Annotated in this window: 20 protein-coding genes; 13 read left to right on the top strand and 7 right to left on the bottom strand. The window is 69.5% G+C overall.

Annotated elements, in window-relative coordinates:
• The first annotated feature begins 79 nt into the window (after window positions 1–79).
• Both ASJ79_RS06690 and ASJ79_RS06685 read left to right on the top strand, forming a co-directional pair.
• Window positions 80–1,177: a diguanylate cyclase domain-containing protein gene (locus ASJ79_RS06690; RefSeq protein WP_369803616.1), complete on the top strand. Its 1,098-nt coding sequence runs from the start codon at window positions 80–82 to the stop codon at window positions 1,175–1,177.
• A gap of 94 nt (window positions 1,178–1,271) precedes the next feature.
• A complete protein-coding gene (locus ASJ79_RS06685; RefSeq protein ID WP_067953946.1) occupies window positions 1,272–2,099 on the top strand; it encodes an alpha/beta fold hydrolase in 828 nt (275 codons plus the stop codon).
• A gap of 28 nt (window positions 2,100–2,127) precedes the next feature.
• On the opposite strand, the gene ASJ79_RS06680 is transcribed toward ASJ79_RS06685, so the two are convergent.
• Complete coding sequence (locus ASJ79_RS06680) at window positions 2,128–3,747, bottom strand: 4-coumarate--CoA ligase family protein (RefSeq protein WP_067953945.1); 1,620 nt, start codon at window positions 3,745–3,747, stop codon at window positions 2,128–2,130.
• The gene (locus tag ASJ79_RS06675) at window positions 3,744–4,187 is read right to left on the bottom strand and encodes an MmcQ/YjbR family DNA-binding protein (protein WP_067953944.1); all 444 of its coding nucleotides are present in this window, start codon (window positions 4,185–4,187) and stop codon (window positions 3,744–3,746) included. Before ASJ79_RS06675 ends, ASJ79_RS06680 begins: the two co-directional genes overlap by 4 nt.
• Window positions 4,188–4,275: 88 nt before the next feature.
• On the opposite strand from ASJ79_RS06675, the gene ligA reads away from it, so the two are divergent.
• Window positions 4,276–6,363 (top strand): NAD-dependent DNA ligase LigA, encoded by a 2,088-nt coding sequence (gene ligA / locus ASJ79_RS06670; RefSeq protein WP_197420106.1) that lies wholly within the window; start codon window positions 4,276–4,278, stop codon window positions 6,361–6,363.
• A 54-nt stretch (window positions 6,364–6,417) separates the two neighbouring features.
• On the opposite strand, the gene ASJ79_RS06665 is transcribed toward ligA, so the two are convergent.
• Entirely contained in the window at window positions 6,418–7,077 is a 660-nt protein-coding gene (locus tag ASJ79_RS06665) for an amino acid-binding protein (RefSeq protein WP_197420104.1), read from the bottom strand.
• A gap of 107 nt (window positions 7,078–7,184) precedes the next feature.
• Between ASJ79_RS06665 and gatC the strand changes: the two genes are divergently transcribed.
• The 5 genes from gatC to ASJ79_RS06640 all read left to right on the top strand — a co-directional run bounded on the left by gatC (window position 7,185) and on the right by ASJ79_RS06640 (window position 12,979).
• Window positions 7,185–7,484 (top strand): Asp-tRNA(Asn)/Glu-tRNA(Gln) amidotransferase subunit GatC, encoded by a 300-nt coding sequence (gene gatC, locus ASJ79_RS06660; RefSeq protein WP_067953949.1) that lies wholly within the window; start codon window positions 7,185–7,187, stop codon window positions 7,482–7,484.
• Complete coding sequence (gatA, locus tag ASJ79_RS06655; protein WP_067953941.1) at window positions 7,481–8,965, top strand: Asp-tRNA(Asn)/Glu-tRNA(Gln) amidotransferase subunit GatA; 1,485 nt, start codon at window positions 7,481–7,483, stop codon at window positions 8,963–8,965. Before gatC ends, gatA begins: the two co-directional genes overlap by 4 nt.
• Before the next feature lie 17 nt (window positions 8,966–8,982).
• The gene (locus ASJ79_RS06650) at window positions 8,983–10,014 is read left to right on the top strand and encodes an ATP-dependent 6-phosphofructokinase (protein WP_067953940.1); all 1,032 of its coding nucleotides are present in this window, start codon (window positions 8,983–8,985) and stop codon (window positions 10,012–10,014) included.
• A 100-nt stretch (window positions 10,015–10,114) separates the two neighbouring features.
• Window positions 10,115–11,626 carry an Asp-tRNA(Asn)/Glu-tRNA(Gln) amidotransferase subunit GatB gene (gene gatB / locus ASJ79_RS06645; RefSeq protein ID WP_067953939.1) on the top strand — a complete coding sequence of 504 codons (1,512 nt, stop codon included), beginning with the start codon at window positions 10,115–10,117 and terminating at the stop codon, window positions 11,624–11,626.
• Window positions 11,627–12,979 (top strand): sensor histidine kinase KdpD, encoded by a 1,353-nt coding sequence (locus ASJ79_RS06640; protein ID WP_067953938.1) that lies wholly within the window; start codon window positions 11,627–11,629, stop codon window positions 12,977–12,979.
• Here the strand turns inward: ASJ79_RS06640 and ASJ79_RS06635 are convergent.
• On the bottom strand, window positions 12,976–14,097 hold the full coding sequence (locus tag ASJ79_RS06635) for a sorbosone dehydrogenase family protein (RefSeq protein ID WP_067953937.1): 1,122 nt from the start codon (window positions 14,095–14,097) through the stop codon (window positions 12,976–12,978). The genes ASJ79_RS06640 and ASJ79_RS06635 overlap by 4 nt on opposite strands.
• Window positions 14,098–14,233: 136 nt before the next feature.
• On the opposite strand from ASJ79_RS06635, the gene ASJ79_RS06630 reads away from it, so the two are divergent.
• Window positions 14,234–15,064 carry a DoxX family protein gene (locus tag ASJ79_RS06630; protein ID WP_197420103.1) on the top strand — a complete coding sequence of 277 codons (831 nt, stop codon included), beginning with the start codon at window positions 14,234–14,236 and terminating at the stop codon, window positions 15,062–15,064.
• A gap of 5 nt (window positions 15,065–15,069) precedes the next feature.
• Here ASJ79_RS06630 and ASJ79_RS06625 read toward each other — a convergent pair whose 3' ends face one another.
• Window positions 15,070–15,465, bottom strand: coding sequence for a PH domain-containing protein (locus tag ASJ79_RS06625; RefSeq protein ID WP_067953935.1), 396 nt, complete (start codon window positions 15,463–15,465; stop codon window positions 15,070–15,072).
• 291 nt (window positions 15,466–15,756) lie between these two features.
• On the opposite strand from ASJ79_RS06625, the gene ASJ79_RS06620 reads away from it, so the two are divergent.
• The 4 genes from ASJ79_RS06620 to ASJ79_RS06605 all read left to right on the top strand — a co-directional run bounded on the left by ASJ79_RS06620 (window position 15,757) and on the right by ASJ79_RS06605 (window position 19,900).
• A complete protein-coding gene (locus tag ASJ79_RS06620) occupies window positions 15,757–17,574 on the top strand; it encodes an acetolactate synthase large subunit (RefSeq protein WP_231750752.1) in 1,818 nt (605 codons plus the stop codon).
• Window positions 17,575–17,638: 64 nt separating this feature from the next.
• Window positions 17,639–18,139: an acetolactate synthase small subunit gene (ilvN, locus tag ASJ79_RS06615; RefSeq protein ID WP_067953933.1), complete on the top strand. Its 501-nt coding sequence runs from the start codon at window positions 17,639–17,641 to the stop codon at window positions 18,137–18,139.
• A gap of 50 nt (window positions 18,140–18,189) precedes the next feature.
• Window positions 18,190–19,191, top strand: a complete 1,002-nt coding sequence (gene ilvC / locus ASJ79_RS06610; protein ID WP_197420105.1) for a ketol-acid reductoisomerase — start codon at window positions 18,190–18,192, stop codon at window positions 19,189–19,191.
• 82 nt (window positions 19,192–19,273) lie between these two features.
• Window positions 19,274–19,900, top strand: a complete 627-nt coding sequence (locus ASJ79_RS06605) for a DUF3159 domain-containing protein (RefSeq protein WP_067953948.1) — start codon at window positions 19,274–19,276, stop codon at window positions 19,898–19,900.
• Window positions 19,901–19,905: 5 nt separating this feature from the next.
• Here the strand turns inward: ASJ79_RS06605 and wrbA are convergent, their stop codons facing one another.
• Together wrbA and ASJ79_RS06595 are read right to left on the bottom strand one after the other, a co-directional pair.
• Window positions 19,906–20,502 carry an NAD(P)H:quinone oxidoreductase gene (gene wrbA, locus ASJ79_RS06600; RefSeq protein WP_067953931.1) on the bottom strand — a complete coding sequence of 199 codons (597 nt, stop codon included), beginning with the start codon at window positions 20,500–20,502 and terminating at the stop codon, window positions 19,906–19,908.
• Between the two features lie 21 nt (window positions 20,503–20,523).
• On the bottom strand, window positions 20,524–21,963 hold the full coding sequence (locus ASJ79_RS06595) for an NAD(P)/FAD-dependent oxidoreductase (protein ID WP_197420102.1): 1,440 nt from the start codon (window positions 21,961–21,963) through the stop codon (window positions 20,524–20,526).

Raw genomic sequence — 21,963 nt, 5'->3', positions numbered from 1 at the left:
CCGCTGCCAGCCCCATCGACATCAGCGCCGTCAGGTCACAACCGAGAGCGTCCTGTAACGATGCCGCGCGGCAACGGAACTGGCGGGCATACTTGGTGTCCTCGACGGTCGTCAACGCAACTTCGACGCCGCGATCGCCGATCACTACCGCCGCAACGATCTGCAGATCATGGCCAGCCGGGAGTGGCGGGTGTTCACCGAGGAGGTCGTGCATCCGGACAGCTCGACGCACATCTACCGCTCGACGAAGTTCCCGTTGTTCGACGACGGCGGGGACGTCGTCGGCACCGGCGGGGTGTCGATGGACGTGACCGAGCTGGCCACGGCGCGTGCCGCGCACGCGGCGGCCGAGCAGCGGTGGCGGGCCCTGGTCGAGCAGTCACCCGCCGCGGTCGTCGTCATCGACGTCGACGGCAGGCTCTCCTACGTCAACGGGGAGGCGGTCACGTTGCTCGGCGCGGAGTCCGCCGAACAGATCACGTCACTACCCGGGCTGGACTTCGTGCCGGACCGCCTCCGCTCGGCCGCACAGGCCATGCTGGATGAGATCACCTCCGGCGGAAGCCTGGCGCGCGCCCAGCGCGGTGCACTGCTGCGCATGGACGGCACCGAACTCGCAGTGGAGTTCAACTGCACGGTGATCGATCATGCCGGCGAGTACAGCGTGCAACTGGAGCTGCGCGATGTGTCCGCGATCGCGGCGGCGCACGCCGCGCTCAAACACTCGGCCTCCACCGACCCGTTGACCGGCGCGCTCAACCGGCGTGCGTGGGACGCGCAGGTCGCGGCGAAGATCACCGTCATCGGCGACGCGCCGATGACGGTGGCGGTCATCGATCTGGACAACTTCAAGGCGTTCAACGACTCCCGCGGGCACACCGTCGGGGACGCGCTGCTGCAGCACTTCGCGACCGCGGCGACGGCGTCCATCCGCAGCGGTGACATCTTCGCGCGCTGGGGCGGTGAGGAATTCATCGTCGCGCTGCCCGACGCCACGCCCGAGGAGGCCGAGAAGATCCTGCACCGGCTGCGCCACTGTGTGCCCTTCGGTCAGACCTGCTCGATCGGTTACACCGTCCACACACCCCCGGACACGTTGAGCGACACCGTCGCCCGCGCCGACAAGGCGCTCTATGAAGCGAAAAGGCGTGGCAGGAACCAGCTCTGGCGCCTGTAGGGGCGCCTGAGTGTCGCCGGCCAGAAGGTTGTCGACGACGCGGGACGGGTTGAGCCGCTTTGTGGACTGAGCGCAACCGATCTATTTTCACAGAATGGTGAATCTGGATCGTCGCGTTGCGCGGCCGAACGCCGCAATCGCCTTCGCCGATTCGGACAGCGATGGCGTGCCGGTGGTTCTGACCCACGGTGCGGGCGTCGATCATTCGATGTTCGACGCGCAGGCTGCCGATCTTGTCCGCCAGGGCTTCCGTGTCATCGTGTGGGATCTCCGGGGGCACGGGCAGTCGTGGCTCGCGGACGGGGTGCGGTTCGCCGCGTCGGACGCGCTCGCGGACCTTGATGCGCTGCTCGTCGAGTGCGATGCCACCGCGCCGGTGCTGGTGGGTCATTCGCTGGGCGGGAATCTCGTGCAGGCCTTCGCGCGAGAGCACCCGGACCGCGTCGGCGCCGTGGTCGTTCTCGACTCGACCTGGAACACCGGCCCGCTGTCGGCACTCGAACGATTCGCGCTCCGAATTGCCGCTCCCGCCCTGTCTCTGATCCCGGCGGGGCGGCTACCCCGCCTGATGGCGCGTGCCTCGGCGGTGACGCCGGACGCGGTCGCCCGGACGGAGGCTCTTTTTGCTCGGATGCCGAAGTCGAGGTTCCTGGACGTGTGGCGGGCGACAGTGTCGTTCGTCGATCCCGATCCACGTCATCGCTTCCCGGTGCCGCTCGCGCTCATACGCGGCGCCGAGGACCGCACCGGCAACATCGCCACCGCGATGCCCCGTTGGGCCGCTGCGGAAGGTGCCGCCGAGTACGTCATCCCGGGCGCAGGGCACATCGTCACCTGGGACGCTCCAGAGCTGACATCGCGCACCCTCATCGAGATCCTCGAGAACTGGAGGAACGCGCTGCGCACGCAGTCACCGTCGTGAGCCGCAGCAACATCCTGCCCTGGTAGGTCTACGTGGCGGTGCGCAGGTCCTTGCGGAGAATTTTGCCCGACGCGGATTTCGGTATCGCGGCGATGAACTCGACCTGCCGGACCTTCTTGTAGGGGGCGACCTGGCCGGCGACGAACTCGATGACCTCGTCGGCGCTGAGTTCCGCACCGGCCTGCTTGACCACGAACGCCTTGGGCACCTCTTCGCCCTCGTCGTCGTGTACCCCGATCACCGCGGCGTCGGCGATGCCGGGGTGGGTCAGCAGCACCGCTTCCAGCTCGGCGGGCGGCACCTGGTAGCCCTTGTACTTGATCAGCTCCTTGAGCCGGTCGACGATGTACACCAGGCCGCGGGAATCGACCTGGGCCAGGTCACCGGTGTGCAGCCAGCCGTCGTCGTCGATGGTCGAGCGGGTCGCCTCCTCGTTGTTGAGGTAACCGGCCATCACGTTCGGGCCCTTGAACCAGAGTTCCCCGGTCCTGCTGCGACCTTCTGCCGGGACCTCGATCTCGTCACCGGTCTCGGGGTCGACGAGCTTGGAGGCCCCGTTGGAGACCGTCCATCCCACCGAACTCAGCGGCGCGTCCTCGTGCATGTCGACCAGGCCGCCGTCGAACGGGGTGATGTGGCTGACCGGGCTGAGCTCGCTCATGCCGTACCCCTGGACCACCTTGCAGCCCAGGCGTTCCGCGACGGCGTGACCGAGGTCGGCATCCAGCGGCGCGGCCCCCGACATCACCACCTTCAGCGAGGACAGGTCGTGCTCGTCGACCAGCGGGTGCTTGGCCAGCGCCACCGCCACCGGGGGCGCGATGAACGCGATCGTGCACCTGTGTTCGGCGATGTTGCCGAGGAACTCGCCCAGGTCGAAGCTCGGCATGATGACCAGCCGGGCGCGGGCGTGCAGAGCGGCGTTGAGCAGCACCGTCATCCCGTAGATGTGGAAGAACGGCAGCACCGCCAGCACCACGTCGTCGGGCACCATGCCGTGCAGCGGACGGATCTGCGCGACGTTGGCGACCAGATTGCGGTGCGTCAGCATCACACCTTTGGGATTGCCCGTCGTCCCGGAGCTGTACGGCAGCACCGCCAGATGTGACGACGGCGCGAAATTCACCTGCGGCGCAGGCGTTCCCGAAGCCAGCAGGTCGGCCGCGTTGGGGTGGCCGGAGCTGTCCCGGCCGGCGCCGTCGAGCACCACGAGGTCCTCGTCGGACAGGCCGGCCGCCGCGGCGCCGTCCTCGGCCTGCGAAAGCAGCGGCGTCACGGTGATGAGCATCCTGGCCTTGGAGTCGGTCAACTGCTTGGCGATGTCCTTGGCGGTGAACAACGCGTTGACCGTCGTCGCCGTCGCGCCGGCGCGCAGGATGCCGTGGAAGGCCACGGCGAACGCCGAACTGTTGGGCGCGAGCAGGCCGACGACGTCGCCGACGCCGATTCCGCGTGCGGACAGCGCGCCGGCGAACGAGTCGATCCGGGCGATCATCTCGCGGTAGCTGGTCTGTCTGCCGGTCTTCGCGTCGATCAGTGCGACGCGGTCGAGGTGCGGGTCGTCCGGTCCGGAGAACCCGGAGAACAGGTAGTCGTAGACGCTGGCGGTCGGGATGTCGACTTCGGGGAAGGGGCTGGAGAACGTCATGGTGACTCCGATCGAACCATGCCGTGGACGCCTCCGGGCCGCCGTTGGTCCAGACGCGCGATCGATTTCCTGGACGCCGTCATCCGGAAGGACGCGTCGAGGAGCTCGGTGACCTCCACCCAGTCCACCTTCGCGGCGGTCAGGTCCAGCCCCAGCCAGCCGAACGGGCCGAGGTAGGCGGGGAAGAAGAACCGGCGGTCCTGCTCGAGCGCCCGGCGATCGCTGTCGTCGACCTTCACCAACACCGAATGCGGGTACTGCGTGTACTCGCCCTTCACCGCGCCCTTGACGCTTCCCCCGTAGATCGCGAACATCTTCGGCGCGCAGAACGTCGGCCGGCCCCACGAGACCTTCTCGAACGCTTCCGGGAAGCCGAGCGCGATGTCGCGGACCTCGGTCAGACCCATGTCGTCGTCGCCGAACATCACCGGATGTGGCATGCCTGCAGCCTAGTGGCGCGGTCGTGTCGGCGGGCTTCGATAGCCTGCCAGGGTGAGTCCCGAGGCGACCCCGGATCCTGAGGCAGTGCTGGCCGAGCAGGCCGACGACGCGCCCGCCGCCGACCTGCGCCGCGCATGGCAGGAGCTCGCCGACGAGGTCCGCGAGCACCAGTTCCGCTACTACGTGCGCGACGCCCCGGTCATCACCGACGCCGAGTTCGACGCGATGCTGCGCAGGCTGCAGGCCCTCGAAGACGCCCACCCCGAGCTGCGCACCCCGGACTCGCCGACCCAGTTGGTGGGCGGGGCCGGGTTCGCCACCGACTTCACCCCCGCCGAGCACCTGGAGCGCATGCTCAGCCTGGACAACGTGTTCACACCCGACGAACTCGCTGCGTGGGCCGCCCGGATCAAGACCGAGATCGGAGCCGACGCACAGTACCTGTGCGAGTTGAAGATCGACGGGGTCGCGCTGGCCCTGGTCTACCGCGACGGCCGGCTGGAGCGCGCGGCCACCCGCGGTGACGGACGCACCGGCGAGGACGTCACCCTCAACGCCCGCACCATCGCCGATGTCCCGGAAAAGCTCACCGGCACAGATGAATTCCCGCTGCCCAGGGTGCTGGAAGTGCGCGGCGAGGTGTTCTTCCGGGTGGCTGACTTCGAGGAACTCAACGCCGGTCTGGTCGCCGAGGGCAAGCCGCCGTTCGCCAACCCGCGCAACAGCGCGGCCGGCTCGCTGCGCCAGAAGAACCCGGCCGTCACCGCCCGGCGCCGGTTGCGGATGATCTGCCACGGCCTGGGCCACATCGAAGGCACCGCCGGTTTTCCGTTCAAGTCCCTGCACGAGGCCTACCGCGCGCTCAAGGCGTGGGGGCTGCCGGTGTCGTCGCACACCGCTCAGGTCAAAGGCCTCGACGCGGTCACCGAGCGCATCGCCTACTGGGGTGAGCACCGCCATGATGTCGAGCACGAGATCGACGGCCTGGTGGTCAAGGTCGACGACGTGGCGCTGCAGCGGCGGTTGGGGGCGACCTCCCGCGCGCCGCGCTGGGCGGTGGCCTACAAGTACCCGCCCGAGGAGGCGCAGACCAAGCTGCTCGACATCCGGGTCAACGTCGGCCGCACCGGCCGCGTGACCCCGTTCGCCTACATGGAACCGGTCAAGGTCGCCGGCTCCACGGTCGGGCTGGCCACGCTGCACAACGGCTCTGAGGTCAAACGCAAGGGCGTGCTGATCGGTGACACCGTGGTGATCCGCAAGGCCGGCGACGTGATCCCCGAGGTGCTCGGACCGGTCGTCGACCTGCGCGACGGCACCGAACGCGAATTCCAGATGCCCACCCACTGCCCGGAGTGCGGTACCGCCCTGGCCCCGGCCAAGGAGGGCGACGCCGACATCCGCTGCCCGAACTCGCGGACCTGCCCGGCGCAGCTGCGGGAGCGGGTGTTCCACGTCGCCGGCCGGGGCGCCTTCGACATCGAGGGCCTCGGTTACGAGGCGGCGATCGCGCTGCTGCAGGCGGGCGTGATCACCGACGAAGGCGACCTGTTCGACCTGACCGCCGAGGACCTGTTGCGCACCGAGCTGTTCACCACCAAGGCCGGTGAGGTCTCGGCCAACGGCAAGCGGCTGCTGGCGAATCTGGGCAAGGCCAGGTCCCAGCCGCTGTGGCGCGTGCTCGTCGCGCTCTCGATCCGCCACGTCGGGCCGACGGCGGCCCGGGCGTTGGCCACCGAGTTCGGCAGCCTGGACGCGATCGTCGCCGCGTCCGAGGAGCAGTTGGCCGCCACCGAGGGCGTGGGCCCGACGATCGCGGCGGCGGTCACCGAATGGTTCACCGTCGACTGGCACCGCGCGATCGTCGACAAGTGGCGCGCCGCCGGGGTCCGGATGGCCGACGAACGCGACGCCAGCATCGCGCGCACGCTGGAGGGGTTGTCGATCGTGGTCACCGGCTCCCTCGCGAACTACAGCCGTGACGAGGCCAAGGAGGCGATCATCGCCCGCGGCGGCAAGGCGGCCGGCTCGGTGTCGAAGAAGACCGCCTATGTGGTGGCCGGCGACTCACCGGGGTCCAAGTACGACAAGGCCGTCGAGCTCGGCGTCCCGGTGCTCGACGAGGACGGCTTCCGCCGGCTGCTGGAGCACGGGCCCGACGCTCCCGTCGGATGACGATCAAGCGGCGAGGGACGAGCCGCGTTGAGGAGTCCGACAGTCGGGACGCCGTCAGCTGATGATCGTCGTGACGATCCCGGCCAGATAGCCCAGCCGGGCCACCTCGCTCGGGCGGAACGCGGGACCGCCGGGGCGGCCGAGCATGATCGCGGTCCGCGGGTCGGCCAGCGGCGCGGCGGCCAGCGTGGTGTCCATGTCCCGCCACACCTCGGGCACCCACTCGGCGGTGGCGTCCAGCGCCACGGCCCGCTCCAGCGGCAACCACGGCGTCTCCGCGGCCTGGGTCTCGGGTGCCCCGGGGCTGCCGACCACGCGCTCGGAACCCGACTCGGTCAGCTGCACGACCGTGCACCAGCCGACCCGCAACACCCGCGGCGCCTCGTCGACGAGCACCTGCAGCCTCTTGAGCCTGCCGTCGGCGGCGGCCACGTGGTCGATCAGCTCCAGCTCGCGATGCGCTTCCAGCAGGCCGGTGTGCGGACGGATGGTGTCCACGTACACGCCGTTGAGGTTCTCGGCGGCGGTGATGAGCATGTCGGGCATCGCTCCGGCGGGCAGTTCGACCACGAGGTCGTCGATCGCGTATCCCGCGGCGCGTTCCACCACGTCGAGGGACAGGATGTCGGCGCCCACCGACCCGAGGGCCACGGCCAGGGAACCGAGGCTGCCCGGCCGGTCCTCCAGCTGGACCCGCAGCAGATACGAAGGCACGGCCAACACTGTGTCACGGACGGGCCGGGCCGGGCGACTCGGGCGACTGACGCTCGTCGGCTCGGCCGGCGCCGGGCGCCGGGTCGGTTGAACTAGGCTTCGTGGTCGTGTCACAGATCTCCCGAGACGAGGTTGCGCACCTGGCGCGTCTCGCGCGACTCGCCCTGACCGACAGTGAGCTCGACGGCTTCGCCGGTCAGCTCGACGCCATCCTCGGCCACGTCAGTCAGATCCAGGCCGTCGACGTCACAGGTGTCGAAGCCACCGACAATCCGCTGAAGGATGTGAACGTGTTCCGGCCCGACGACCCGCAACCGAGCCTGTCCCAGGACGACGCGCTGGCCGCCGCGCCCACCGCCGTCGACGGCCGGTTCGCCGTGCCGCGGATTCTGGGAGAGCCCGAATGACCGAGCTGATCAAGCTCGACGCCGCCACCCTCGGCGAGAAGATCGCCGCCAGGGAGGTGTCCTCCACCGAGGTGACCCAGGCCTGCCTGGACCAGATCGCGGCCACCGACGACCGGTACCACGCGTTCCTGCACGTCGCCGGCGACCGGGCGCTGGAGGCCGCGGCGGTTGTCGACAAGGCGGTCGCGGCCGGCGACGACCTCGCGTCGCCGCTGGCCGGTGTGCCACTGGCGCTCAAGGACGTCTTCACCACCACGGACATGCCGACCACCTGCGGCTCGAAGATCCTCGAGGGCTGGACCTCGCCGTACGACGCGACGGTCACCGCGAAGCTGCGGGCGGCCGGTATCCCGATCCTCGGCAAGACCAACATGGACGAGTTCGCGATGGGGTCGTCGACCGAGAACTCGGCGTACGGCCCCACCCGCAACCCGTGGGACGTCGACCGCGTCCCCGGCGGATCGGGCGGTGGCAGTGCCGCGGCGCTGGCCGCGTTCCAGGCCCCGCTGGCGATCGGCACCGACACCGGCGGCTCGATCCGCCAGCCCGCCGCGCTGACCGCGACCGTCGGCGTCAAACCGACCTACGGCACGGTGTCCCGGTACGGGCTGGTGGCGTGCGCGTCGTCGCTGGACCAGGGCGGGCCGTGCGGGCGCACCGTGCTCGACACCGCGCTGCTGCACCAGGTCATCGCCGGCCACGACCCACGGGACTCGACGTCGGTGGACGCCGCCGTCCCCGACGTCGTCGCCGCGGCGCGGGCCGGCGCCGCGGGCGACCTCACCGGGGTGCGCATCGGTGTGGTCAACCAGCTGCGCAGCGGCGAGGGCTACCAGCCCGGCGTGCTCGCGTCGTTCAACGCGGCCGTCGAGCAGCTGACCGCGCTCGGCGCCGAGGTCAGCGAGGTGGACTGCCCCCACTTCGACTACTCGTTGCCCGCCTATTACCTGATCCTGCCCTCAGAGGTGTCGTCGAACCTGGCGAAGTTCGACGGCATGCGGTACGGCCTGCGGGCCGGCGACGACGGCACCCACAGTGCCGAAGAGGTCATGGCGCTGACCCGCGCGGCCGGCTTCGGCCCGGAGGTCAAGCGCCGCATCATGATCGGCACGTACGCGTTGTCGGCCGGCTACTACGACGCCTACTACAACCAGGCGCAGAAGGTGCGCACGCTGATCGCCCGCGACCTCGACGAGGCGTACAAGAAGGTCGACGTGCTGGTGTCGCCCGCGACGCCCACCACGGCGTTCCCGCTCGGCGAGAAGGTCGACGATCCGTTGTCGATGTACCTGTTCGACCTGTGCACGCTGCCGCTGAACCTGGCCGGTCACTGCGGGATGTCGGTGCCGTCGGGGCTCTCGGCCGACGACAATCTGCCCGTCGGTCTGCAGATCATGGCGCCGGCACTGGCCGATGACCGGCTCTATCGGGTGGGTGCGGCCTACGAAACCGCGAGAGGACCGCTGCCGACCGCGCTGTAAGCGGGTTAGATGGAGTCATGCGTATCGGAGTGCTGACCGGCGGTGGTGACTGTCCCGGGCTCAACGCCGTGATCAGGGCGGTGGTGCGCACGGCGGATGTGCGGTACGGCTCGTCGGTGGTCGGCTTCCAGGACGGCTGGCGCGGCCTGCTGGAGGACCGGCGGATCCAGCTGCGCAACGACGACCGTAACGACCGGTTGCTCGCCAAGGGCGGCACCATGCTCGGCACCGCGCGGGTGAACCCCGACAAGTTGCGCGCCGGTCTGGACCAGATCAAGCAGACGCTGGAAGACAACGGAATCGATGTGCTGATCCCGATCGGGGGAGAGGGCACGCTGACCGCCGCGCACTGGCTGTCCGAGGAGAACGTCCCCGTCGTCGGGGTGCCGAAGACGATCGACAACGACATCGACTGCACGGACGTCACGTTCGGCCACGACACCGCGCTGACCGTCGCGACGGAGGCCATCGACCGGTTGCACAGCACCGCCGAGTCGCATCAGCGGGTGATGCTGGTCGAGGTGATGGGCCGCCACGCCGGCTGGATCGCGCTCAACGCCGGGCTGGCCTCGGGCGCGCACATGACGCTGATCCCCGAGCAGCCGTTCGACGTCGAAGAGGTGTGCCGGCTGGTCAAGCAGCGCTTCGTGCGCGGCGACTCGCACTTCATCTGCGTGGTCGCCGAGGGTGCGAAGCCGGCCGAGGGCTCGATGCAGCTGCGCCAGGGCGGTATCGACGAGTTCGGCCACGAGAAGTTCACCGGCGTCGCACAACAGCTCGCGATCGAGGTGGAGAAGCGGATCAACAAGGACGTTCGCGTCACGGTGCTCGGGCACGTGCAGCGCGGCGGCACGCCCACCCCGTATGACCGCGTGCTCGCCACCCGGTTCGGCGTCAACGCCGCCGACGCCGCGCACGCCGGCGAGTACGGGATGATGGTGTCGCTGCGCGGCCAGGAGATCGGGCGGGTGCCGCTGGCCGACGCGGTCCGTCAGCTCAAGCTGGTGCCGCAGAGCCGCTACGACGACGCCGCGGAGTTCTTCGGCTGAGTTCGTCCGGCGAGCAGACATAAACCTGCACAAAACCCGGCCGAACGGTGCAGGTTTGTGTCTGCTCGCGGTGAAAAGGTGACCCACTAGGATCGGGGGCATGACTTCCGTGACCTCGGCCACCGCACCGCTGCTCGACTACGACGAGGTCATCGCCAAGTACGAGCCCGTGCTCGGCCTGGAGGTCCACGTCGAGCTGTCGACCGCGACGAAGATGTTCTGCGGATGCGCCAACAAGTTCGGCGCCGAACCCAACACCCAGGTGTGCCCGGTCTGCCTCGGACTGCCCGGCTCCCTGCCGGTGCTCAACCAGGCCGCCGTGGAGTCGGCAATCCGGATCGGTCTCGCGCTCAACTGCGACATCGCGCCGTGGGGCCGGTTCGCCCGGAAGAACTACTTCTACCCGGACCAGCCGAAGAACTACCAGATCTCGCAGTACGACGAACCGATCGCGGTCGACGGCCACCTCGACGTGCCGCTCGACGACGGCACCACGTGGCGTGTCGAGATCGAACGCGCCCACATGGAAGAGGACACCGGCAAGCTGACCCACCTGGGCAGCGACACCGGCCGCATCGCGGGGGCGACGACCTCGCTGGCCGACTACAACCGGTCCGGTGTCCCGCTGATCGAGATCGTCACCAAACCGCTCGAAGGCGCCGGTGAACGCGCCCCGGAGATCGCCCGGGCCTACGTCACCGCGCTGCGAGACCTGTTGCGCGCGTTGGGTGTCTCCGACGTGCGGATGGACCAGGGATCGATGCGCTGCGATTCCAACGTGTCGCTGAAGCCGATCGGGCGGTCCGAGTTCGGCACCCGCACCGAGACCAAGAACGTGAACTCGCTCAAGAGCGTCGAGGTCGCGGTCCGCTACGAGATGCGCCGACAGGCCGCGGTGCTGGAGAGCGGCGGCACCGTCGTGCAGGAGACCCGGCACTTCCACGAGGACGGCTACACCTCGCCCGGGCGCAGCAAGGAGACCGCGCAGGATTACCGCTACTTCCCCGAGCCCGACCTGGAGCCGGTGGCGCCCAGCGCCGAGCTGGTGGAGCGGTTGCGCGGCACGCTTCCCGAGCTTCCGTGGTTGGCGCGCAAGCGAATTCAGCAGGAATGGGGCATCTCCGACGAGGTGATGCGCGACCTGGTGAACATCGGTGCGCTGGACCTGATCGCCGCCACCGTCGACCACGGCGTCTCCAGCGACGCCGCCCGCGCGTGGTGGGGCAACTTCCTGGTGCAGAAAGCCAACGAACGGGGCGTCGAACTCGACGCGCTGCCCATCACGCCGGCCCAGGTCGCGGCGGTGGTCAGGCTCGTCGACGACGGCAAGTTGTCCAACAAGCTGGCCCGCCAGGTCGTCGAGGGTGTGCTGGCCGGGGAGGGCGAACCCGAACAGGTGATGAACGACCGCGGGCTGGCCGTGGTGCGCGACGACTCACTGATCCAGGCCGCGGTGGACGAGGCGCTGGCCGCCAACCCCGACATCGTCGAGAAGATCCGCGGCGGGAAGGTGCAGGCAGCCGGTGCGATCGTCGGTGCGGTGATGAAGGCGACCAAGGGGCAGGCCGACGCGGCGCGGGTGCGCGAACTCGTCATGGCCGCCTGCGGCTAGATGACACGCGTCCAGGACCTGGTCTTCCGCGTCCTGCAGCATCCGCTCCGGCTGCTGTCGCTGCGGTCGATCGTCATCCTGTCCCAGCTCGGTGTGATCATCCTGGTGCTCACGTTGGGCGTGTGGGTCTGGGTGGGTGTCACCAACGACCAGTACGACCAGCTGGACCGGCGTTTGGATTCGCTGTCCAGCCTCGGCGACGTCACCACCCTGTTGCGCAGCGCGCAGGACGGCGTCGGCCCGGAACCGACCGAGGGCGGCCTGGTGCGCACCGCGCGCACCGGTGGCACCACGGTGTCGATCCCGGCCGACATCGTGCTGCCCGAACTGCCCAGCGGGTACGCCGACGCGACGATCGACGGCGTCGAGTACCGGGTCCGCACCATCACCACCCCCGGCGCGTCGATCGCGCTCGGCGCGCCGCTGGCCGAAACGCAGGCCCGCATCGACTCGCTGCACTGGCGGGTGTTCTGGATCTGCTTCGGGGTGATCCTGAGCACGCTGGTGATCGGCTGGGTGATCGGGCTGATCATGGTCAACCCGTTCCGGTTGCTCGCCAAGCAGGCCCGCGCCATCAACGCGCAGTCCGCTCCCGACGAGGTGCAGGTGCGCGGCGTGTGGGAGGCGGTCGAGATCTCCGAGGCGGTGGAGGGCATGCTGGCCCGGATCGGCGACGAGCAGCAACGGACCCGGGCCGCGCTGGAGTCGGCGCGCGACTTCGCGTCGGTGGCCTCCCACGAACTGCGCACCCCGCTGACGGCGATGCGGACGAACCTCGAGGTGCTCTCGACGCTCGACCTCGGGGCCGAGCAGCGCGCCGAGGTCATCGGGGACGTGATCCGTACCCAGTCCCGGATCGAGGCCACCCTGACCGCGTTGGAGCGGCTCGCCCAGGGGGAGCTGACGACCGCGGACGACTTCGTCCCGGTCGACGTCGCCGAACTGCTCGACCGCGCCGCCCACGACGCGATGCGCAACTATCCCGGGCTCGAGGTGTCGCTGGCCTCGTCGACCACGGTGCTGATGCTCGGTGTGCCGGCCGGGCTTCGCCTGGTGATCGACAACGCCATCGCCAACGCCGTCAAACACGGTGGCGCCACCCAGATCCGGCTCAGTGTGGTCAGCTCGCAGTCGGGGGTGGAGATCGCCGTCGACGACAACGGGTCCGGGGTTCCGGAGGAGGAACGCGCCGCGGTGTTCGAGCGGTTCCACCGGGGCACCACCGCGTCCCGCTCGGGCTCCGGCCTCGGCCTGGCGCTCGTCGCGCAGCAGGCCGAGATCCACGGTGGCACAGCCTCATTGGAGGTCAGCCCGCAAGGCGGAACCCGGCTGATGCTGCGCTTGCCCGGTTAGGTGTTGTCGGCGTTGGTGCGCGGGAACCCGCCGCCCTGCGGGAAGAGCGGGAACACCACGTCGTCGAGCTGCATCGCATCGCCGGAGGTCTTGTTGACCGTGGCGCCCCACACGTTGCCGTCCGGGGACACCTGCAGCGCCCAGGCGTGACCGTGCTGGTCCTGGCGGACCACCTCGGGATCCCCGGTCACCGCCCCGGTTTCGGGCGCCATGCGCACCGCGACGGTCTGCTTGGTGTTGACGAGGTTGACCAGCACGGTGCCGTCGAGCGCGGCGCAGCCGGCCACACCGGGACGGTCCGGCCACGTCCACACCGTCGAGACCTTGGAGTCCTTGGTGATGCGCTGCAGCCGGTCGGCCGTCGGGGTCCGGTCGGTGACGTAGAGCGATTCGTCGGCGGGATCGATGCACACGCCTCCGCCCGGTCCCAGCCCGGACAGCGCGGTCGTGGTCGGGGCCTGGTCGACGGTGGTGGGCTGCTCGATGCGGAGCAGCTTGCCCGCCATCGAACCCGGATCAGCGGCCAGCGCCGGGTTCCCGGCGTCGCCGGTCTGCACCACCAGCGTGGTCGGGCTGGTGAAGATCAGCGAACCGGTGTTGCCGGTCGCGCCCTTGGGGATGCCGGTCAGGATCGGCTTGGGCGGGTCGCCCTCGACGATGCGCACCACCCGGTTGTCGGTGGGCGTGCTGATGTAGGCGTACATCAGCCGGTCCTGGGTGAACGTCGGCGACATCACGATGTCCATCAGGCCGCCGTCGCCGGCCGGGTCGACGGGGATCACCATCTTGGAGATCGGTTCGGCGCGGACGGACACCTGCTTGACCGCGCCGGTGGTGCGTTCGGCGACCAGCGCGGACTGGCTGTCGGGCAGCATGATCAGCCCGCTGGTGCTCTCCAGGCAGCCCTGCATGACGCCGGGGGCCGGACACTCCTTCGGGAACGGCTTGGCCGGCAGCGGAGGCGGTGGCGGCGGCGTCGACGTCGGACCGGGGGCCAGTTGCGGCTCGGTCGTGAACGGCTGGGACTGGGCGGAGTCGAACCGGGCGCAGCCGGCACCGGCAAGCAGCGCCGCGCTCAGCAGCACGACGAAAGGCCACGACGACCGACGCTCGCTCATGCAGGCCAGGTTACGGATCGCCGGGCCGGGTCCGCCACGCGCTCCGGCTGCGACCTGGGGCGGGCGAAAGAAACACGTGCTCAACGCGCCGCGCCAATCCCCGGTTGAGAGCCGGACAGCACTTACCCTGGCTGACGTGACGAGCCCCCATGACCCAGGCCCCTGGCAGCGGCCCGACGCTTCGGCTGGGCGGCCCGCCTCGGCGAGCCTGGTGGACCCTGAAGACGACCTCCCGTCGGCGAACTACGGCGGCGACTTCGAAACCACCGCCATTCCCCGCTACGACGCGGCCAAACCGGCTGGTCAGCAGCCGTTCGCGATGCTCAACGACCCGGAACCGCTGCCGTACGTGCAGCCGGCCGGCGGCCTGGCGCCCGGTGCCTACGGGGGGACGGCCGCGCCCACCGAGGTCGGTGTCGTCGACGCGGACCGGCGCGACGACCGCAGAGGCACCCAGGATCTCGGGTTGCTCCTGCTGCGCGTCGCGGTGGGTGTCCTGCTCATCGGACACGGGCTGCAGAAGGTGTTCGGCTGGTGGGGCGGGCCCGGCCTGGACGGCTTCCGCGACTCACTGAGCGACGCCGGGTTCCGGCACGCCGACATCCTCACCTATGTCGCCGCCGGCGGTCAGATCGCCGCGGGCGTGCTGCTGGTGATCGGGCTGTTCACCCCGATCGCCGCGGCCGGAGCGCTGGGCTACCTCGTCACCTCGGTCCTGGCCGAGGCGACGCTCGCGCACCAGGAGGCCCGGCTCTCGGCGTTCCTGACCGACGGCCACGAATACCAGCTCGTGCTGGTCTGCGCCGTCGCGGCGATCATCCTGGTCGGCCCCGGCCGCTACGGCCTGGACGCGGGCCGCGGCTGGGCGCGCCGTCCGTTCATCGGATCGTTCGCCGCGCTGCTGCTCGGTGTGGGTGCCGGCGTCGCGATCTGGGTGCTCCTCAACGGGACGAACCCGCTGGCCTGAGGGTCCTACTCGTACGGGTTGGGCACCCGTCCGCCGCTGGCCGCGGTCAACAGCGGCAGCGTCGAGAACGTCACGGCCGGCAGCGACAGCTCGGTGCCGTCGCGCTTGTGCGCCACCGCCCACGCGGTGCGTCCGAACCGCAGACCGTCGATCTCGTCCCAGCGGACGGTGTGGCTGCGCAGCATGGTGCGCGCGGTGACGGTGTCGCGGCCGGCGACCGTGCGGTAGCGCATCACCACGGTCGACAGGATCGCCGGGATCAGCAACAGCAGGATGAACCACGGCGGGCCGGCGAACACCACGGCGAGCATGGCCACGGTCAGGAAGCCGATCGCCACATGGGCCATCGGTGAGATTCTGATGACGACGGGGGCCGACTCCGAGGACGAAGGAGTGCGCATGCCGCCATCATCGCACCGTGCAGCGATTTGACCTTCGGCCGGTTCGGCGGCTACCGTCGTCTGCTATGCAGACCTTGCTCGTAGTAATTGGCTTGCGCGTTGATGCCGCGCTGGCCCTGATTCGGGCATAGCAAAACAGCATCGACGCGCAACCCTCGTGCAGCCGCTGGGCTGACGGGGGTTTTTTGTTGCCGCAGCACCGATTTGAGAAGATCAGCCGACCGAGAAGAACCAGAGGACACCGTGAGCGCACCGACAAAGCGACCGCCCGAGCAGTCGGCGACCCCGACGATCGGGTCTGCGGCTGCCGCGAAGCACAACTCCGCGACAGCCCCGGCATCGCCGAAAAAGATTGCCCCCCAACAGCTCACCGGAGCCCAAGCGGTCATCCGGTCGCTCGAGGAACTCGGAGTCGAGGTCATCTTCGGCATCCCGGGTGGTGCCGTGCTGCCGGTCTACGACCCGCTGTTCGACTCCCAGAAGCTGCGCCACGTCCTGGTGCGGCACGAGCAGGGCGGCGGGCACGCGGCCAGCGGCTACGCGCACGCCACCGGCCGGGTCGGGGTGTGCATGGCGACCTCCGGTCCCGGTGCGACCAACCTCGTGACGCCGCTGGCCGACGCGTACATGGACTCGATCCCGATGGTGGCGATCACCGGTCAGGTCGGACGTGGCCTGATCGGCACCGACGCGTTCCAGGAAGCCGACATCTCGGGCATCACGATGCCGGTCACCAAGCACAACTTCCTGGTGCGCGACGGTGACGACATCGCGCGCGTCATCGCCGAGGCGTTCCACATCGCCTCCACCGGACGGCCCGGACCGGTGCTGGTCGACATCCCCAAGGACATCCTGCAGGGCGAGTGCACCTTCGCGTGGCCGCCGCAGTTCGAGCTGCCCGGCTACAAGCCGAACACCAAACCGCACAACCGCCAGATCCGCGAGGCGGCCAAGCTCATCGCCGAGGCACGCAAGCCGGTGCTCTACGTCGGCGGCGGGGTGATCCGGGGCGAGGCCAGTGAGCAGCTGCTGGACCTGGCCGAGCTCACCGGCATCCCGGTCGTGACCACGCTGATGGCGCGCGGCGCGTTCCCGGACAGCCATCCGCAGAACATGGGTATGCCGGGAATGCACGGCACCGTCGCCGCGGTGGCCGCGCTGCAGCGCAGCGATCTGCTGATCGCGCTGGGCACCCGGTTCGACGACCGCGTGACGGGCAAGCTGGACTCGTTCGCGCCCGAGGCCAAGGTGATCCACGCCGACATCGACCCGGCCGAGATCGGCAAGAACCGCCACGCCGACGTGCCGATCGTGGGCGACGTCAAGGCCGTCATCACCGATCTGATCGAGGTGCTGCGCCGCGACGGCACCACCGCGTCGACCCTTCTGGACAACTGGTGGGAGTACCTGCGCGGGATCCAGTCGACCTACCCGCTGAGCTACGGCCCGCAGAGCGACGGCAGCCTGTCGCCGGAGTTCGTGATCGAGACGCTGGGCAAGATGGCCGGCTCGGACGCCGTCTACGTGGCCGGCGTGGGGCAGCACCAGATGTGGGCGGCGCAGTTCATCTCCTACGAGAACCCGAAGACCTGGATCAACTCCGGTGGTCTGGGCACCATGGGCTTCGCGGTGCCGGCGGCGATGGGCGCCAAGATGGGCCGTCCGGAGGCCGAGGTGTGGGCGATCGACGGCGACGGCTGCTTCCAGATGACCAATCAGGAGCTGGCGACGTGCGCCATCGAGGGGGTGCCGATCAAGGTCGCGCTGATCAACAACGGCAACCTCGGCATGGTGCGGCAGTGGCAGACGCTGTTCTACGAGGAGCGGTACAGCCAGACCGATCTGGCCACCCACACCCGCCGCATCCCGGACTTCGTCAAGCTGTCCGAGGCGCTGGGATGCGTCGGATTGCGTTGCGAGCGTGAGGAAGACGTTGCCGACGTGATCGCTCAGGCGCGCGCCATCAACGACCGTCCGGTGGTGATCGAGTTCGTCGTCGGCGCCGACGCCCAGGTCTGGCCGATGGTCGCCGCAGGCACCAGCAATGATGAGATCCAGGCCGCGCGCGGAATCCGGCCGCTGTTCGACAACGAAGAGGGGCACGCATGATGAGCGCTTGCGCGAAGAACATCGGGGCGGGCATGAGCGCTTGCGCGAAGAACGGAGCACGCCGATGAGCACCACCCACACGCTGTCGGTGCTCGTCGAGGACAAGCCCGGCGTGCTGGCCCGCGTGGCGTCGCTGTTCTCCCGCCGCGGCTACAACATCCAGTCGCTGGCCGTCGGGGGGACCGAACACAAGGACCTCTCCCGGATGACCATCGTGGTCGACGTGGAGGAATCACCACTGGAGCAGATCACCAAGCAGCTCAACAAGCTGGTCAACGTGATCAAGATCGTCGAGCAGGACGAGGAGAACTCCGTCTCCCGCGAGCTCGCGCTGATCAAGGTCCGCACCGACGCCGCCACCCGCGGTCAGGTCATCGAGGCCGTCAACCTGTTCCGCGCCAAGGTCGTCGACGTCTCCAACGAGTCACTGACCGTCGAGGCCACCGGGACACCTGGAAAGATCGAAGCGCTGCTGAGGGTGCTCGAGCCTTACGGGATCCGGGAGATCGTCCAGTCCGGGGTGGTGTCGCTGTCCCGCGGCCCTCGCGGAATCAGCACCAAGTAAGTACCGAAAAGCACACAGAAGAAGGAAGTTTCACGAAGATGGCAGTTGAGATGTTCTACGACGACGACGCGGATCTGTCGATCATCCAGAACCGCAAGGTCGGCGTCATCGGCTACGGCAGCCAGGGCCACGCCCACTCGCTGAGCCTGCGCGACTCCGGCGTACAGGTGAAGGTCGGTCTGCGCGAGGGCTCCAAGTCGCGCGAGAAGGTCACCGAGCAGGGCCTCGAGGTGGACACCCCGGCCGAGGTCGCCAAGTGGGCCGACGTCATCATGCTGCTGGCGCCCGACACCGCCCAGGCCGAGATCTTCGCCAAGGAGATCGAGCCGCACCTCGAGGACGGCAACGCGCTGCTGTTCGGCCACGGCCTGAACATCCACTTCGGCCTGATCAAGCCGCCCGCCAACGTCACCGTCGGCATGGTCGCCCCGAAGGGCCCCGGCCACCTGGTGCGTCGCCAGTTCGTCGACGGCAAGGGTGTGCCCTGCCTGATCGCGGTCGACCAGGATCCCAAGGGTGAGGGCCAGGCGCTGTGCCTGTCGTATGCGAAGGCGATCGGCGGAGCGCGGGCCGGCGTCATCAAGACCGACTTCAAGGAAGAGACCGAGACCGACCTGTTCGGTGAGCAGGCCGTGCTCTGCGGCGGCACCGAGGAGCTGGTGAAGGCCGGCTTCGACATCATGGTCGAGGCGGGTTACGCGCCCGAGATGGCCTACTTCGAGGTGCTGCACGAGCTCAAGCTCATCGTCGACCTGATGTACGAGGGCGGCCTCGCCCGGATGAACTACTCGATCTCCGACACCGCGGAGTTCGGTGGTTACCTGTCCGGTCCGCGGGTGATCGACGACGCCACCAAGGACCGCATGCGCGCGATCCTCAAGGACATCCAGGACGGCACCTTCGTCAAGCGCCTGGTCGCGAACGTCGAGGGCGGCAACAAGGAGCTCGAGGCTCTGCGCAAGCAGAACGCCGAGCACCCCATCGAGGTCACCGGCAAGCAGCTGCGCGACCTGATGAGCTGGGTCGACCGCCCCATCACCGAAACGGCCTAGCTTTTCCGCGATTTGGGCGTAGTTGGTCAACGCAGGCTTGACCAACTACGCCCAAATCACGGGGTCGGTAGTCTCGGTGCTCATGACGGGCAGTGAGACACCGGCCTCGGCTCTGCTGGCCCGTGCCGGCGGGATCCGCGGGCTGGTGTACACCGCGTTGCCGGTGACGGTGTTCGCCGCGCTCAACGCGGTCGCCGGGCTGATGCCCGCACTGATCGCCGCGGTGGCCGCCGGCGCCGGCGTGCTGACGTGGCAGCTGGTGCGGCGGGAGTCGACCCGGCCCGCGCTGTTCGGCTTCGCCGGGATCGCCGCCGGGGCAGGGTTCGCGCTGGTCACCGGGCAGGCCAAGGACTTCTACCTGCCCGGCATCTGGATGTACCTGGCGTTGGCGCTGGTGTTCACCGGGTCGGTGGTCGTCGGCCGCCCGCTGATCGGCGTCGTGTGGGCGTGGATGACCGGCCGCGACGACACCTGGCGGCGCACCCGCCGCGTCCGCAGGGCGTTCGACCTGGTCACACTGATGATGGCCGCGGTGTCGGCCACGCGGTTCGCGGTGCAGTTCCATCTCTACGACACCGACCAGGAAGGCATGCTGGCGGTGGCGCGCATCGCCATGGGGTGGCGGATATTCCTGGTGACCTCGACGTTGATCTATCTGGCCGTCCGGACGGCGATGCGGACGCTGCCCAAGGGCGGCGAACCCGCCTGAACGTGCTAACCCAGCCGGTCGGCGACGCCGACCACGCGCCGGGCCAGGTGGTCGAGCGCGGCCAACGTCGCGTCGTCGAGCTCATCACGGTTCTCGGGGCCGGTGATGTGGCCCACGCCGTACGGATTTCCGTCGGCGAACTTGACCCCGTCGGTGTAGCCGGGCGGCACGATGATCCCGCCGAAGTGCATCAGCGTGATGTAGAGGGTGATCAGCGTGGTCTCCTGGCCGCCGTGGGCGGTCTGTGACGACGTGAAGCCGGCGTAGACCTTGTCGGCGAGCTTGCCCTGGGCCCACAGCCCGCCGAGCCGGTCGATGAAGGCGCGGAACTGCGAGGCGGTGTTGCCGAACCGGGTGGGCGAGCCGAAGATCACCGCGTCGGCCCACACGATGTCGTCGCCGGTGGCGGCCGGAAGATCTTTCGTCGCTTCGTAATTCGCCGCCCACGCCGGGTTGTTGGCGAACGTCTTCGGATCGCGGGTTTCGGCGATGTGTCGCAGCCGCACCTCGGCGCCGGCGGCTTCGGCGGTGGCCGCGACGCGATTGGCCATCGCGGTGCCGTGCCCGGTCGCCGAGTAGTAGATGACCGCGACTTTTGTCATCCCGTCACCCTACGCGCCGAATCACCGGGCCGGCGGGGCGAGCGAGGGCAGATCCTTGATGCCGAATTCGCGCCGCAGCACGGTGCGCGCGGCGTAGAAGCCGGCCATCCCGTGCACGCCGCTGCCGGGCGGGGTGGCCGACGAACACAGGTACGCCTTCGGTATCGGTGTCGACCATGGGTTCCAGCGCAGCGCCGGCCCGGTCAGCGCACCGATCATGTTGTTCCCGCCGACGCCGATGTCGCCACCGACCAGGTTGGCGTTGTGCTCGGACAGTCGCGCCGCGGGGACGCTGCGCACACCGACCACCACATCGCGGAAGCCGGGCGCGAACCGTTCGAACACCTCGGTGACCGCCTCGGCCATGTCGACGGTCGAACCCGAGGGCACGTGGGCGTAGGTCCACAGCGGCCGACGGCCGTGTGCGTCGATGCGGCCCGGGTCGGCCAGGTGGGGGAGCGAGGCCAGCACCATCGGCCGGCGCGGGTGCCTGCCCGCCCCGATCTCCTTCTCCGCCAACGCCATCGTGGCGCGGTCACCGCCCATGTGCAGCGTCGGTACGTCACGCAGGCGGTCGTCCCGCCACGGGATGTCGTCGGACAGCACGAAGTCGACTTTGGCCACCCCGGGTCCGTATCGGTACCGGCGCAACGTTTTCGCGTAGCCGGCGGGCAGCCGGTCGCCGTAGAGGTCCAGCAGCGCCGTCGGCGCCGTGTCGTAGAGCACGACTCCCGACGGCGGGCTGGTCACCTGCTCGCCGACGACCAGTTCGCCGCCGTGCGCGCGGAGGTCGGCGATCAGCGCGTCCGGGATCGCCTGTGACCCGCCGACGGGGATCGGCCAGCCGACCGCGTGGCCGAGGGTGGCCAGCATCAGGCCGGCGCCGGCGGAGACCAGCGACGGCATCCGCGAAATCGTATGCGCCGCAACGCCGGTGAACAGCGCGCGGGCGTCCTCGCCGGCCAGGGTGCCCCACGCGGGGCTGCCCTGCGCCAGCAGCCGGGGGGCGACCCGCAACGCCGCGGGCAGGCTCGGCGGTATCGAACGCTTGTCGCCCAGCAGCAACCCGACCACACCGTCGCAGTCGGCGGCCAACGGTCCGAGCAGCCGTCGCCACGACGCACCGTCGTCGAGCTCCGCGCAGGTGCGCGTGATGTCGCGGTAGCCGATGGCCGCCGGGCGGCCGGGCAGCGGATTGCCGTACGAGATCTCGGGTACCGCCAGCGTCACGCCCCGGGCGGGCAGATCGAACTCGGCGAAGAACGGCGACGCCAGCGCCAGCGGGTGCACGGCCGAGCAGATGTCGTGCGTCACACCGCCGAACTCCGGGTCCGGCAGCGTGCGCGCGCCGCCGCCGGGGGTCGGCTGCGCTTCGACCACCCGCACCGATATCCCGGCTCGTGCGCAGATCACGGCTGCGGCCAGTCCGTTGGGCCCACTCCCGACGACGGTCAATTCCAC

It is taken from the genome of Mycobacterium sp. NAZ190054 (assembly GCF_001545925.1).
Taxonomy (GTDB): Bacteria; Actinomycetota; Actinomycetes; order Mycobacteriales; family Mycobacteriaceae; genus Mycobacterium.
The sequence above is the reverse complement of the archived record's forward strand: the minus strand, read 5'-3'. Positions and strand labels throughout refer to the sequence as shown.